Consider the following 14,597-nt stretch of genomic DNA (forward strand, 5'->3'; position numbering starts at 1 on the left):
GCCTGCCAGGGAAACCCTGGCAGGCCCTCGGTCAGCGACCGCCGGTCAGACCAGCAGCAGGAACGCGACGCCGTTGGGCGAGCCGAGGCCCGTCACGTCGTCGTAGCCCTTGGTGGTGTGGATCGTCAGGTTCGGGTAGTCGAGCACCCGGGCGGAGGTCTTGAGCCCAGCCTTGTCGTCGACCCCGTTCGCGAAGTCCACGCGCTGGACCGCACCGTCCACGTGCTGCACGTCGTAGATCGCCGACGTGTGCGACGTCAGCTGGTACAGCACCGGGTTGATGAACCCGTGGTGGAAGTGGTCGAGGCTGTCGGCGACCGCCATCACGCCGGCGAACACCGGCGAGGCGAGGCTGGTGCCGCCGATCCGGTACTGGTCGTAGTAGACGCCGTCCGGGAAGGTCTGCGTCTGGCCCACCAGGAACCCGGTGTTCGGGTCGGCGATCGCGGAGATGTCCGGGACCACGCGGCCCTTCGCACCACCGGTCTGGTTCTTCGTGGACAGTGCGTCCGGCACGACTCCCTTCTGGTAGAAGGGCTGGCCGAACAGCCGGCTCGTGCCGCCGCCCGCGCCGCCGAAGAACGCGCCCGGGAATGCCGGCGAGTAGGTGCCGTTGGCGAGCGTCGACTTGCCGGTCTCCCAGCCGGTCTCGAAGATCCGCTTGCCGTCCTTGCCGACCGCCAGCGAGGTTCCGCCGACCGCGGTCACCCACGGCGCCGAGGCGGAGAAGTCGGGCGACGGCGTGCCAAGCCGCGCGACCTCGTCGCCGTTGTCGCCGGAGGAGAAGTACACGCCGATGCCCTCGAGCACCGCCTGCAGCGAGATCTGGTTGAACACCTTGACCTCGGCGGCCGGGATGTCCTCGCCGGTGTCGCCGTAGGAGTTGGAGATGATGTCGGCCTTGTGGCCCGCGACGACGTAGTTCAGCGCGGTGTCCAGCGACAGGTCTTCGCAGTCCTGCCCGCCGACGTACAGGATGTTCGCACCCGGCGCGAGACCGTGCGCGGCCTCGACGTCGAGCGTTTCCTCGCCGTACCAGCCGGACGCGTCACACTGGTCCGGCGGCTCGAGCACCGGGTTCGGCGGGAAGATGTGCTGTTTGAACTGCCCCTTGGTGAGCGGGTGCGCCGGGTCGTTGCGCTTGGCGTACTCCGCCGCGTCGGCGTAGATGGTCGGCGACGCGAAGGCGTCGACGATGGCGATCGTGGTGCCGTGCCCGTCCGCGCCGAACTTCGCGACCTGGTCGAGGCCGTACGCCGAACGCAGCTGCGCGGGCGTGTAACCGCACGGCGCATACGGCAGCTGCTTGCCGTTGTAGGCCGGGTCGGTCGTGTCGGTCTTCTCGCCGTAATAAGCGCTGCACGGCCCGGAGTTGCGGAACCCGTTGCTGGGCGGCGCGGTCGTCGGACTGCTCTTCGCCTCGGCCTGCTTGGCCGAAGACGGGTCCGCGCCGTCAGTGTGGTTCGGCTTGAACAGGTTGGTCGCCTGGTCGACGCCGACCACGCCGAGAACGTCGTTCGCCAGCGAGGCGGGGACCGACAGGTCCTTGTCCGCCGCGCGCAGCGTCTGGCCCTTCACCTGGTACTTGCCCAAGGTGACAGCGAACGCGCGCTGCACCTGGTCCGCGGTGCCGGTCGCCTCGACGTACGCCTTGTTCGACGGCACCTCGCCGATGCCGAAACCGCTTGCCGACAGCCAGTTCTTGACCGCCGACACCGTCTGGTCGGTGGCCGCGAACTGATCGCGCACCTGGTCCGGCGACAGATAGTGCCGGTAGTTCCCGCTCTTCGGGTCCGAAACGGACTGCGCGGCCGCCTCGGCGGCGGCCTGGTCCTTGAGGTTCAGGTAAACCCGAAAGTCCATAGTGGACGACGCAGCCGTGTCGGCGACCTTCGTCTGCGGGTTGGCCCAAGCCGGGTGCGACTGCGGGATGTCCGCTCGCCCCTGGGCCGACGCTACGGCAGGCGAGGCGGCTAAGCCGCCCACCACCGCCAGCGAGAGAAACATGGTGACGCTTCTACGCACAGCAACTCCCTCGTGTTTCGCGACCTCCACGACGCGACGCGCGATCGAGACTAGGACTGGGCAGCAGGACGGGGGAAGCGTCCCATTGTCCGGTGCGGAACCGTTATCTGGTTCACCCGAGAGGCGCTCGGGAACGATGGGGACAAAGTCTGGTTCGTCCATATTGGATTGGACTGATTGCACGGTTTTATCCTCTTTGTACTATATGGGTGGTTTGCCGGAGAACGCGGTAAGGCCCGCAGGGGTAGCTACGAAGGTCGGGGGTTGTTGATCAGGCGGGGGATGTTCCGTGGGCAGGGCAGGGTTTGCGCGTTGTTTTCGCCTCGGCCGATGAGGACGACAACGGATATGCGGCGCAGGGCGAACAACGGTGCGCGGCCGTCCCCGCAAGACCGGCCTGCCCACGGCTGCCAGGCCTCCGTCGGCGCGACACAGCCGCCGAAGGCGCATCGGCACCACCGCGGCACGCGGCGGGCAGGGCCTCCTCGTTCGCGCCCTTCATCCGACCACCGCTATCCCTCGCGACCGGCCCAGCCCGCGATCGCCACCCTCACAACCGCCCCACCCTCGCAACTGCCTCAACCCCGAGCGTCCGCGACCGCCTCCCGTTGGACACGGCGCCCGCTCAGCCCAAGACCGGCCCCGCGCAGCCGCCCCGTCGAAAAGGCCAAGCCGAACAGTGCGACCAGCGCTCCCATTCCCGTCCCACCTGAAAACGTTTCACAACGCCCTCTGCGAACAGACAGTGACAACCCCGGAAAGAAATAACGCCGTACGGAGGATTCCGCCCCAAGTGGATCTAGCAAACTGGCACAAACGCTCCTAGCATGCCGACCTATGGGGACCTTGCCGCCAAGGCGGGTAAATTGATTTCGCTGACCTTCCGCATCCTGGGGCCGCTGGAGGTCGCAGCCGAAGGGCAGGCCGTGCCGCTGGGCGGGCCGAAGCCTCGGCTGCTGCTGGCCGCGCTCGCGCTGCAGCCCAACACTGTCGTGTCCACCGAATCGCTGGTCGAAACGCTCTGGCCGGCCACCGCGCCGCGCTCCGCGGCGGCCAACATCCGGACTTACATCCACTCTCTGCGCCGCCGGCTCGGCGAGATCCACCCGGACCTCGCCGACCGGATCACCAGCCGGGCGTCCGGCTACCTGCTCACCGTCCGGCCGGAAGAGCTCGACCATCTCGCTTTCGCCCGGCTCGCCGCGGAAGCGTGGCGAATGCTCGAGGAAGGCAATCCGGAAGCCGCGCTCCCCCTCCTCGACGAGGCGCACGCGCATTGGCGCGGCGAAGTCCTCGAAGGACTCCCGCACGACCCGAGCTGGGGACCGGCGGTGGCACGGCTCGACGAGTTGCGGCTTTCTGTCCGGGAGCAACGCTTGCGCGCCCGGCTCGCCCTCGGCCGGCACAGCGAAGTGATCGCCGAGCTGCGTGCGCTCGTCACCGAACATCCGTTGCGCGAAGAACTGTGGCACCATCTGATCACCGCTCTGCGGGACGCGGGCCGAAGCAGCGAAGCAGCAGAAGCGTACGAACAAGTGGAACGCATTCTCGCCGACGAACTCTCCGCCCGTCCGGGTGCCGCGCTGCGCGAACTCCGGGCGACTCTGGAATTGCCTCGCGCCGAGTTGCCGCCGGTGTGCCAGCTGCCGCTCGATCTTCCGGATTTCACCGGCCGCGCCGAGGTGATCAGCAGTCTCGTCGCGAAGCTGCACCGGCACGCCGAGACCGGGCGGCCGACCGTCGCGGTCCTTTCCGGGCCGCCGGGGATCGGGAAGTCGTCGATCGCGGTCCGGGTCGCGCACGCGGTGCGCGAGCTGTTCCCGGACGGGCAATTGCATGTCGACCTGGCCGGCACCTCATCCTCGCCGCGTTCTCCGATGAGCGTCCTGGCCGAGCTGCTCCGCGCGCTCGGCATCCCCGATTCCGGGCTCCCGCGCGACCTGGCCGAACGTGCCGCGCTGCTCCGGTCCCAGCTGACCGGCCGCCGGATGTGCGTCGTCCTGGACGACGCGGGCAGCGCCGCGCAGGTCCGGCCGCTGCTGCCGGGCGCGGGCACCTGCGCGGTGCTGATCACGAGCCGGATCCGGCTCCCCGGCCTCGCCGGGGCGCTGCCGGTGGACGTCGACCTGCTGCCGGGGCCTGAAGCCGCGCGGCTGCTCGAAGGGATCGTCGGCCACGACCGGGTCGCGGCCGAGCCCGAGGACGCGGCGGCGATTCTCCGCCAGTGCGGCCATCTTCCGCTGGCGATCCGGGTCGCGGGCGCGAAGCTGACGCATCGGCCGAGCTGGTCGCTGCGGATCCTCGCCGACCGGCTCCACGACGAGCACCGCCGGCTCGACGAGTTGCGGGTCGGCGACCTGGCCGTCCGGGCGAGCGTGACGTTGAGCTACGACCTGCTGCCGATGTCGGCCGCCGCGGCGTTCCGGCGCCTCGGCGTGCTCGGGCCGGTGCAGTTCCCGGCGTGGACGGTCGCGGCGGTGCTGGGCCGTCCGACCGCCGACGACGTCCTCGACGTGCTCGTGGACGCGCACCTGGTCGAGCTGGTCACCACCGACGTGGCCGGCCAGCCCCGTTACCGGCTGCACGACCTGCTCCGGGTGTACGCGGCCGAGCTGGCCGATCCGGAGGAAACCAGAGCCGCGGTCCACCGGGTCCTGGAGGGCTACCTCGCCCTCGTGATCGAAGCCGACGACCGGATGCCCATCCACTTCTTCGGCCAGTACCGCGACCAGCCCGCGCCGGCGCTGCCGCCGGAAGCGGACCGGCTCCTGGCCGACCCGGCGGCCTGGTTCGCCGCCGAACGGGCCACCTGCGTCGCCGCCGTCGCGCTGGCCGCCGAACTCGGCTTCGATGATCTGGCCTGGCGGCTCACCGCGGCCCTCACGCCGTACTTCGACCTGCGCGGGCACCAGGACGACTGGCACGCCACGCACCTGATCGCCCTGGCGGCGGCCCGGCGCGCGGGCGCGACCCGCGGCGAGGCGATCGTGCAGCGCAACCTCGGCCAAGTCCTGCTCTACCAGGACAACGACGCCGACGCGCTGCTCGCTTTCCAAGCCTCGCTGGAGCTGTACCGCAGCATCGGCGACCCGCAGGGACTCGGCGAGGCGCACGCGGGCATCGGCACCGTGCTGCGGCTGCAAGGCCAGTCCGAGCGGGCGCTGGAACCCAGTCACGAGGCGCTGCGATTGTTCGGCGAAGCAGGCGACCCGCACGGCGAAGCGGTGATCCGGATCGCGATCGGCTCGATCTGGGTCGCGCGCAAGTGTTACGCGACCGCGCGGCGCTGGTTCACCGACGCGCTCGAACAGTCCTGCGAGATCGGCGACCGGCACCGCGAAGCCCATGCGCTGAAACGGCTCGGGCTGCTGTACCAGCGCGAAGGCAACCTCGCCGAAGCTCGCGAGCACGTCACCCGCGCCATCGCCGTGTTCACCGACCTCGGCGACGACCATTGCGTCGGATACGCGAACCAGAATCTCGGCGAACTGTGCCTCTACAGCGGCGACCTCGCGCACGCGCAGCTGCTGCTGGTGAACTCGCTGAGCGTGCACCGGCGCAACGGTGACCGCCGCTCGGAGGCGGAGGTGTCGCAGCTGCTCGGCGAACTCCACGCGGCGCTCAGCCAGCCGGAGCGGTCTCGCAGCTACACCGAACGCGCCAGTGCGATCCGCCGGGAACTGTCCGCCGACCTCCCGTTCCCCGACCCGCGTCGCGAAACCGGACCGCACCGGATCGTGTCCGCCTAACGTGCGGGCGCGCATTACGCGTCCGCACGCCGTCAGCGGGTCAGGATTCGCTGGTGAAGACCCGGAATGCCGCTGCTCACGCCCTCCTCGTCGGCATCCTTGTCGCTATGTCGATTTCGGCCCCGGTCGAGGCGCGGCCCAAACACGACCGGAGAGCACTGGAAAGACCCTTGACCTATCGGCTGTTCGCGACCCGCGAAGGACTCGTCGGCGGCACAACGGCGAGCGGGCACCAGATCGTCGAACGGGACCATTTCGTCGCGCTCCCTTCGCCGAAAACCCTGCCCCGCAAAGGAAACTTCACCGTCCGGGTGTGCCGGACCGACGGCCGGCGCTGCGAGTACGCGCCGGTGTGGGACGTCGGCCCGTGGAACGAGCACGATGACTACTGGAACCCCGCCGGAGTGCGCGCCCAGTTCGGTTCGCTGCCGCAAGGCGTGCCGGAAGCCCAGGCGGCGTACGAAAACGGCTTCAACGGCGGGAAAGACGAACGCGGCCGCACGGTGCGCAACCCGGCCGGTCTCGACCTCGCCGACGGCACTTTCTGGGACGGCCTCGGCCTCACCGGCAGCAGTTACGTGGACGTCGCGTTCCTCTGGACCGGCACCGCGCCGGACACCGCTGTCGTGACCACCGCCGGAGCGCCGCTGGTCCTTCGCACCGGGACCGGCACCACCGCCCCGGAAGCCGGCTTCGCCGCCAATGGTGCGCAAGTGCCGGTCGAATGCACTGCGGAGGGCGAAGCGGTGGATGGCACGACCGCGTGGGACCGGATCGGGCCAGGTCATTACGTGTCCGAGGCGTATCTGCGGCGGAGCCGGGCGGCCGTGCCGGTGTGCTGACCCGGCGGCCGGGAAGCGGAGCGCGGACTACGCCATCCAGCGGTTGAACTCACTTGAGTAACCGTTTGCACACTAACGGTTGACCCCGGACAGCAGTACCCCTACCTTCGCCTCCAGGTCGAGTTGCCGGGGAACGGTGGGGGATGCGAGGGCGGACGAAGACGCTCGTTCTGGGGGGCGCGCTGCTGGCGAGCGCGACGATAGTCATCGGCAGTTGCACACCGGCATTGCACAGTTCCGCGCCTCAACCGACCACCATCGCGTTCGTGCCCAAGGTCGCCGGCATCCCGTACTTCGACGCGATGAACGCCGGCGGCGTGCTGGCCGCCAGCCGGCTCGGCGCGAAGTGGATCACCCGTGCCCCGGCGACGGTCGACCCTGCCGCGCAAACGGCGATCGTGAAGCAGCTGACCGCCGAGCACGTCGACGTGATCGCGGTGGCTCCCAACGACCCGGTCGCGCTCGCCCCGGCGATCGCCGACGCGCGGGCGCAGGGCGTCCACGTGCTCACCACGGACACCGACGCGGCCGGTTCACGGCGCGAGGTCTTCGTCAACCAGACGACCGCCCCCCGCCTCGGCGCGGCGCTGATCGACTCGCTGATGCGGAAGACCGGCGGTTCCGGCGAGTACGCGATCGTCTCCTGCGGGGCCGCCGCGGAGAACCTCAACTCGTGGATCGCAGCCGAGAAAAGCTATGCGGCGCAGAAGTATCCGCGCGCGAAGCTGGTCGACACGGTATATGCCGGGGAAGACACCACGAAAGCCACTGCGCTCGCGAAGGAGCTTCTGTCCGAGCATCCGCGGCTCACCGGGATGATCGGCCAGTGCACGACAGCCACGCCGGGCGTCGCGCAGGCCGTGCGCGATCAGCAGAAGATCGGCCGGGTGTTCACCGTCGGCACCGGCACGCCGCAGACGATGAAGCCGTACCTGACCGACGGTTCCTGCTCGATGACCGTGCTGTGGAACGTCGAATCCCTCGGCTATCTCACCGCCTGGACCGCCGAGCAGCTCGCGACCGGCACCGCGCTCAAGCCCGCCAACAACGTCAGCCCCGAGCTTCCCGCGGTGCGCTACGACGCGGCGACGCGGACGGTCCTGCTCGGCGATCCCTTGCTGATCACACCGGACAACGTCGACCAGTTCAAGTACTGACGCACGTCCACCGGGACCGGCAGCGTGCGTGGGCGGCACGCCTGGCTCGGCGTCGGCGGCACGATGCGGAACGCTCGCAGGTCAACGTCCCGGCCGGGTCAGCCCGTCGTCTCCCGCCCCGCGTGAAAGCACCACCCGGTCGGTGTTCGCGAGCGCGTCCTTTCCGCGCGGCGTCGGCGGGGCCGTGGTCAAGTCGCGCAACCGGATCGGCGGTCCGAGATCGATCAGCGTCGGCACGTACTCCGCTTTCCGGACCGTCCAGTTCCCGTCCGTGCGCGCGAAGGTGAACCGGGCCGCGACGCCTTCTTCGGTCGAGCCGCGCGGCTCGTCGTGCCGGGCGATCTCGTTGCCCAGCCCGAACGCGACCCACTTCCCGTCGATCTTCTGGAACGGCTGCACCACATGCGCGTGATGGCCGATGATCAGGTCGAGGTCCGGCGACGCCATCAGCTTTTTCGCCAGCTTCTCCTGATCCGCGGTGACGTCGTGCTGGTACTCGACGCCCCAGTGCAGGCTCGCGATCACCACTTCGGCACCGGCCGCTTTCGCCGCCTTGGCCGCGGCAAGGATCTCGTCGCCGTCGATTTCGTTGGCCAGCCACGGTTTCCCGGCTGGCCGCTTGATCCCGTTGAAACCGAACGCATACGACAGCTGCGCGACTTTCACCCCGTGCACGTCCAGGATCAGCGGCTTCCCTGCTTCCTCGGCCGAACGCGCGGAGCCGGTGTGCTTCAAGCCGGTCTGGTCGAGCTTGTCCAGCGTCCGCGTGACGCCCGCCGCGCCCTGGTCGAGCGTGTGGTTCGACGCCGTCGAGCAGGTGTCGTACCCGGTGTCCTTCAGCGCATCCGCGATTTCCGGCGGTGCGCTGAACGACGGATACCCGCTATAGGGACCGCCTTCCGGCGCGAGCGGCGTTTCGAGATGGCAGATGCCGAGGTCGGCACCGGACACGAGCGGCTTCACCCCGGCGAGCAGCTGGCGGTAGTCGATGCGGCCGCCGCCGTCCGTCTCGGCCTGATCGGTGAGGCGCGGGTGGATGAGCACGTCGCCGGTCGCCACGACGGTGAAGGAGTCCTGCGACGCGGCGGCCGACGGCACCGGTCCGCCCGATGCCGGTGCGGACGCGGCAGGCGCGGGGGCAGGGTCACCGCCACACGCCGCCAGCAGCAGCGCGACCCCGGCGAGGGCGGCGGCGCGGCGTACGTTCGTCATCATCATCCCCTTTGCCCGGCTGCCCGGCCCATCCTGCCGCATCACTCTTGTGGGTCGCCTTGCTGGTCTTGACCAGGGGAAAGAGCCAGGCAGTCGGCTGGCTGCCCCCGCGTCAGCGCCGGGTCGGACTGGTCGAACGTCCGCGCGACGCCCGGGCCGGATACGCGCGTCTCGAACCGCACGGTCACCCGGCCGTGCCCCGCGCCCTGCACCCAGCCGGTGCCGTGCTCGGCGTGGACCACGTCGTCGCCTGGCCGCCAGCCCGACGACGGCGGCGCGCTCCCTCCGGGCGACGGCTCCGAAGAGGTGAGCACTGGTTCCGCCGCCGGAACCGTCAAGCTGAACAACGCGTCCTGATGCGGCACGGAAAGCCCGCTGAACGCGACTCCCGCCAGCCGGACGCCGCCGAACTCCTGCGGGTCGAGCAGCAGCCGTTCGGCGGTCGCGGCAAGCTGTTCCAGATCGTCAGTCGGCGACGCGGCGGTCTCGGAACGAGTCACCGTGCTCATGTCGGTGTGCCGCAGCTTGATCACCACCGTCCGCGCGACGCGTCCCGCCTTCACCAAGCGCGCGTGCGCACCGGCAGCGATCTTCCGGACTTCCGTGCGCAGCCGGGCGAGGTCGACCACGTCCACGTCGAACGTCGTCTCGGCGCTGACTTGCTTGGCCTCGCCGCGTTCGGCGACCGGCCGGTCGTCGAATCCGCTGGCCAGCCGCCGCAAGTCCCGCCCGACCACGCCGCCGAGGGTCGACACCGCGTCCGGCTCCGGCAAGGCCGCCAGCTCGCCCAGCGTGAGGACGCCGATCGCGCGGAGCTTGGCGTCCGCCACCGGCCCGATCCCCCACAACGCGCGCACCGGCAGCGGCGCGAGGAATTCGCGTTCGGTTCCCGGTGCCACCACGAGCAAGCCGTCCGGCTTCGCCCGGTCCGAACCGATTTTCGCCACCTGCTTGCCGGTCCCGGCCCCGATCGACGCGGTCAGCCCGGTTTCGCCGCGGATCCTTCCGCGCAGGTTCTCCGCGAACTCGACCACCTGCTCGACCGAGGCCCCGGCCAGCGCGGGCGGTTCGGCGAACGCCTCGTCCAGCGAGATCCGTTCCAGTACCGGCGCGACCTCGCTGACGACGTCGAAGACCTGCTTGCTCAGGATTTCGTACAACCGGAACCGCGGCGGCAGCACCACGCTGCCCGGCGGGAGCATCCGCCGCGCTTGCGACATCGGCATCGCCGAACGCACGCCGTACTCGCGCGATTCGTAGCTCGCTCCGGCGACGACCCCGCGCGGCCCGGTGCCGCCGACGACCACCGCGCGCCCGCGCAGCGTCGGCCGGGTGAGCTGTTCCGCGGAGGCGTAGAACGCGTCGAGGTCCAGGTGCACGACCCAGCGGGACATGTCAGGTCCCGGTGTCCAGGAGCCGGTGCAGCGCCTTCGTGTAGCTCTCGAACGCGGCGCGGCCGGTGCTGGTGAGCCGCACCAGCGTGACCGGCGTGCGGTGCTCGTACGCCTTGGTGATTTCGACGTACTCGGCGTCTTCGAGCTTGCGCAGGTGCGTGGAGAGGTTGCCCGCGGTCATTTCCAGCAACTGCTGCAAACGCGGGAACGTGATCTGGTCGCCGGGACGCAGGCCGGCGAGCGCGACCGTCACGCGCAGCCGCGCCTGCGCGTGGATGACGGGGTCGAGTTCCGGCAGCTCAGTCACCTGGCCGCACCACAGAGACCAGGGCGGCGACCGCGAATCCGCCGCCGCCGGCGAGGGAGAGGACGAGGAAGTTTCCCGGCACGCCGACCAGCACGCTCGCCCCGCTGCACACGATGATCCAGCCGCCGAGGAAGTACTGCCGGAAGTCCTGCCAGAGAATCCCGCCGGCGAGGTAGATCGTCCCGGTGAGCAGCAGCGACGTGCCCGACCACAGCAGCGGCGTCAGCTCCGAGCCCTCGGGCAGGAGCTTGGTGATCCGGATGTCGATCAGGCTCATCCCGGCGTAGGAAATCAACCACATCCAGCCGTACATCGCGCTGATCCGCTTCGACGGCCCCCGGATCCCGCGGCTGCCCTTGCTGCCGTGCCAGGCCGAATAGACGATCGCGCCGATCATCAGCACGCCGACGACGACGCCCGCGACCCAGCCGGGCACCAGCGCCGCGGTCGTGTCGTCGGACAGGTAGACCAGGCCCCAGCCGACCAGCCAGGTGAACGACCAGACGGCGAACAGACGCGCCGGGCTGACTCGCAGCTCCCGGCGCGTCCGTTCGTGCTGACGGGCGATGAGTTCGAGCGATTCCGCCGCGGACAGCGGCTCGCCTTCGTCCTCCACGGGGTCCCCCGCGTCGTCGTTCACCCTGACCGCCCTTCCCCCGTACTGACCCCGCATGCAGCACGGAAGCTAACACGTCACGCGATTTTCACCGGTCCCAGCCGGAACCGCCGCACCACCACGAGAGCGGGCACGACCAGCCACGCCGCCAGCACGCCGGCCGCGACGCCGAGCCCTCCGCCGTGGTCGACCGGCAGCGTGCCGACCCGGCCGAGCCAGTAGGTGGGGAAGAAGTGCGCGAGCGCGGTCATCCATTCCGGCATGATCGACAGCGGCATCCAAAGCCCGCCGAACACGCCGAGCGGCAGCATCAGCGCACCGGTCATGGCACCGACCGTGTCGCCCTTGCCGAAGAGTCCGAGCAGCAGCCCGAGCACCGCGAACGGCAACGCGCCGAGCCACAGCGAAATACCGCTGAGCAGCCACTGCGCCGCGGTCAGGTGCACGCCGCGCAACGCGCCGGCGAGGAAGATGACGACCACGACGGGCAACGCCATCGCCATCGCGGACGCCAGTTTGACGGCCACATAGCCCGGCCCGCGCATCGGGGTGAGCCGCAGCTGCCGCTGCCACCCGTCGGTGCGCTCGGTGGCGACCCGGGTGCCGGTGAACAGGGCGCCGCTCATCGCGCCGTACGCACCCATGTTGATCATCGTGGTGACACTCGCCTTGATGCCGTTCACCCCGACCTGGTTCCCGAACAGCCCGCTGAACAGCAGGAACATCCCAAGCGGCACCGCGATGGTGAAGAGCGCGAACTGCGGGCTGCGAACGATCCGCACGATCTCGAGGCGGAGATAGACGAGGTTCATCGGAGCGCTCCCTGCGACTCGTCGGAAGTGAGGGCGAGGAACGCTTCCTCCAGCCCCGCGGAGGTGATCTCGATGGAACTGGCGTCAGGGAAAGCGCTGAGCAACGCCCGGATCGCACGATCGGAATCGGAGCAGTCCAGCTCAGCTCGCTGCCCCTGCATCCGCGCACTGGCCACCCCGCCGAGCGCGACGAGCGCGGCTTCGCTCGCCCCTGGCACGACGGCCCGCAGGACCCGTCCGGAAACGTTCGCCCGCACCTCGGCGACCGGCCCGTCCGCCACGACCTTCCCGCGCCGCATCAACACGACCCGGTCCGCGAAGTCCTCGGCCTCGGCGAGGTAGTGCGTCGCGAAGAGAACGGTTCGCCCGCTGGCGGTGAACTCGCGCATCGACGCCCAGAACGCCCGCCGCGCGTCGACGTCCAACGCCGCGGTCGGCTCGTCGAGCAGCAGCAATTCGGGGTCGCCGGTGAGCGCGAGCGCGTACCGGACCCGCTGCAACTGCCCGCCGGACAACTTGCCGCACCGCCGCTTCGCGAAGTCCCCGATGCCAGTCCGCTCGTAGACTTCCTCAGCGGACAACGGCTTCCGAAACATCGACCGCTGCAAGGCGACGAGCTCGGCCGGCGTGACGTCTCGCAGCAGAAACCCGTTCTGCACCATCGCCGCGAGCCGCCCGGAATCGAGCGCCGCCCGCGGCGGCCCGCCGAACACCTCGACGCTCCCCTCATCCGGCGAAGTGAGCCCGAGCAGCATGTCGATGGTGGTCGACTTGCCCGCGCCGTTCGGCCCGAGCAACGCGACCACCTCGCCTCGCTGGACCGACACGGACACGCCGTCGACCGCGCGGACCTGGTTGAACTGCTTGACCAGGCCGGTCAGCCGGAACGCTTCTGTCATCACTGCCCCCAGTGCTTCGGTGTCCTGAACTTTGTAACACAAAGTAGGTTGTGATGGAAAGTGGTGGGTGGGGCGAAGTCGTTCGCGGAAGCGAGTTGATCTCACCCCGGAGCCGCACCCAGGACCTCACCGCTGCGGGTCCGACGCCCGGATAATCCGGTTGCTCCCCCGTCCGGCCGGCACTACCGTCTTGATCATGTCCTTCGTCTTCGGTCGCCTCCGCCAGCACTGACCCGGCACGACTTTCCGGCCAGCCCGCACCCGGGCGGCCCTTCCCTGCGTGCCGTGCCCTTTTCCGTCCGGAAAGGACACTCTGCCTCATGGGCAAGCACATCGTCATGGTCGGTTGCTCGGCGCCGAGCCATGTCTACCCTTCGCTGGGCATCATCCGCGAGCTGGTGTCACGCGGGCACCGGGTCAGCTATGTCGTGGGCGCACCGCTCGCCGACCTGGTCGCGCCGACCGGCGCGGACGTCGTCGCGCATGCCACGATTTTCCCGCTCGGTCCGGAAGCCGCATGGCCCGAGGACCCGGCCGACGCGATGCGCGTCTTCCTCGACGAAGCCATCGCGATCCACCCGCAGTTGACCGAAACCTTCGATCAGGACCGGCCGGACCTGGTGCTGCACGACATCGGCGGCCTCGCCGCGCCGCTGCTCGGCCGCCGCTACGGCGTGCCCGCGGTGCAGCTCTCCCCGACTTACGTCGCCTGGGACGGGTACGAGGACGACCTCGCCGAAGTCCTCCGGCCGCTGCGCGCGTCCCCGTCCGGGCTGGACTACAACCGGACGTTCACCCGGTGGCTGAACGAAAACGGTGTCGACCAGGACGGCTGGACCTGGCTCGCACGCCCGGCGGAAATCCTGTCGCTGATTCCCCGCGCGATGCAGCCGAACGCCGACCGTGTACCGGAAACCGTCCAGTACGTCGGGCCGTGCCTCGACCCGGCGCGGCTGGCCGAGACCTGGAGCCCGCCATCCGGCGGAAAACCCGTGCTGCTCGTCTCGTTCGGCACGGCGTTCACCGACCAGCTGGACATCTACCGGCACTGCATCGCGCAGTTCCCCGACTGGCACGTCGTGCTCTCCGTGGGCAAGCACGTGTCGAAGGATGACCTCGGCCCGTTGCCACCGTCGGTCGAAGCGCACGAATCCGTGCCCCAGCTGGCGGTCCTGGACGTCGCGTCGGCCTTCGTCACTCATGCCGGCATGGGCGGCTGCACCGAATCACTGTGGTACGGCGTCCCGACGGTCGCCATCCCGCAGGCCGCCGACCAGTTCGGCAACGCCGCGCACCTGGAAGCCCTAGGCGTCGGCAGGCACCTGCCCGCCGCCGAGGTGACCGCCGAGTCGCTGCGGGAAGCCGTCGACAAGGTCAGCAGCTCGCCGGACATCGCCGCGCGACTGGCCGAACTGCGCACCGAAATCCTTGCCAACGGCGGGATCCACGCTGCCGCGGACGCGGTGGAGCGATTCCTTGAGTGATGACGAGGTGCGCGTCGCGGCCGGCTGAGCCGCGGACGTGTTCCCTAGCGTGGGTCGTCGCGCGGGCAAAGCGTCGCCGAGCCGGGTCTGGCAGCATCGC

The 14,597-nt window shown here is 69.8% G+C and carries 11 protein-coding genes; 4 read left to right on the forward strand and 7 right to left on the reverse strand.

From position 1 onward, the window contains the following. Positions 1–45 precede the first annotated feature (45 nt). On the reverse strand, positions 46–2,007 hold the full coding sequence (locus AMYBE_RS0124345) for a S53 family peptidase (protein WP_245573244.1): 1,962 nt from the start codon (positions 2,005–2,007) through the stop codon (positions 46–48). An 845-nt stretch (positions 2,008–2,852) separates the two neighbouring features. Here AMYBE_RS0124345 and AMYBE_RS0124350 point away from each other — a divergent pair. The 3 genes from AMYBE_RS0124350 to AMYBE_RS0124360 all read left to right on the forward strand — a co-directional run bounded on the left by AMYBE_RS0124350 (position 2,853) and on the right by AMYBE_RS0124360 (position 7,773). Next, positions 2,853–5,774 carry an AfsR/SARP family transcriptional regulator gene (locus AMYBE_RS0124350; RefSeq protein WP_020662007.1) on the forward strand — a complete coding sequence of 974 codons (2,922 nt, stop codon included), beginning with the start codon at positions 2,853–2,855 and terminating at the stop codon, positions 5,772–5,774. A 107-nt stretch (positions 5,775–5,881) separates the two neighbouring features. Next, positions 5,882–6,616, forward strand: a complete 735-nt coding sequence (locus AMYBE_RS42240) for a hypothetical protein (RefSeq protein WP_211226847.1) — start codon at positions 5,882–5,884, stop codon at positions 6,614–6,616. Positions 6,617–6,882: 266 nt separating this feature from the next. Further along, on the forward strand, positions 6,883–7,773 hold the full coding sequence (locus tag AMYBE_RS0124360) for an autoinducer 2 ABC transporter substrate-binding protein (RefSeq protein ID WP_342663898.1): 891 nt from the start codon (positions 6,883–6,885) through the stop codon (positions 7,771–7,773). 81 nt (positions 7,774–7,854) lie between these two features. Here the strand turns inward: AMYBE_RS0124360 and AMYBE_RS0124365 are convergent, their stop codons facing one another. The 6 genes from AMYBE_RS0124365 to AMYBE_RS0124390 are packed head-to-tail and all read right to left on the reverse strand — an operon-like array spanning position 7,855 to position 13,013. Next, on the reverse strand, positions 7,855–8,991 hold the full coding sequence (locus AMYBE_RS0124365; protein ID WP_020662010.1) for a CapA family protein: 1,137 nt from the start codon (positions 8,989–8,991) through the stop codon (positions 7,855–7,857). A gap of 35 nt (positions 8,992–9,026) precedes the next feature. After that, positions 9,027–10,379 (reverse strand): DNA polymerase IV, encoded by a 1,353-nt coding sequence (locus tag AMYBE_RS0124370; RefSeq protein WP_020662011.1) that lies wholly within the window; start codon positions 10,377–10,379, stop codon positions 9,027–9,029. 1 nt (position 10,380) lies between these two features. Next, a complete protein-coding gene (locus tag AMYBE_RS0124375) occupies positions 10,381–10,686 on the reverse strand; it encodes a transcriptional regulator (RefSeq protein ID WP_020662012.1) in 306 nt (101 codons plus the stop codon). Then, positions 10,679–11,326 (reverse strand): hypothetical protein, encoded by a 648-nt coding sequence (locus tag AMYBE_RS0124380; RefSeq protein WP_020662013.1) that lies wholly within the window; start codon positions 11,324–11,326, stop codon positions 10,679–10,681. Before AMYBE_RS0124380 ends, AMYBE_RS0124375 begins: the two co-directional genes overlap by 8 nt. Before the next feature lie 53 nt (positions 11,327–11,379). Beyond that, complete coding sequence (locus tag AMYBE_RS0124385; protein WP_020662014.1) at positions 11,380–12,114, reverse strand: ABC transporter permease; 735 nt, start codon at positions 12,112–12,114, stop codon at positions 11,380–11,382. Continuing rightward, positions 12,111–13,013, reverse strand: coding sequence for an ABC transporter ATP-binding protein (locus AMYBE_RS0124390; RefSeq protein WP_020662015.1), 903 nt, complete (start codon positions 13,011–13,013; stop codon positions 12,111–12,113). Before AMYBE_RS0124390 ends, AMYBE_RS0124385 begins: the two co-directional genes overlap by 4 nt. A 320-nt stretch (positions 13,014–13,333) precedes the next feature. On the opposite strand from AMYBE_RS0124390, the gene AMYBE_RS0124395 reads away from it, so the two are divergent. Further along, on the forward strand, positions 13,334–14,497 hold the full coding sequence (locus AMYBE_RS0124395; RefSeq protein ID WP_020662016.1) for a macrolide family glycosyltransferase: 1,164 nt from the start codon (positions 13,334–13,336) through the stop codon (positions 14,495–14,497). The last annotated feature ends 100 nt before the right edge of the window (positions 14,498–14,597 follow it).

The sequence above is a fragment of the Amycolatopsis benzoatilytica AK 16/65 genome, assembly GCF_000383915.1.
In the GTDB taxonomy this organism is placed as follows: Bacteria; Actinomycetota; Actinomycetes; order Mycobacteriales; family Pseudonocardiaceae; genus Amycolatopsis; species Amycolatopsis benzoatilytica.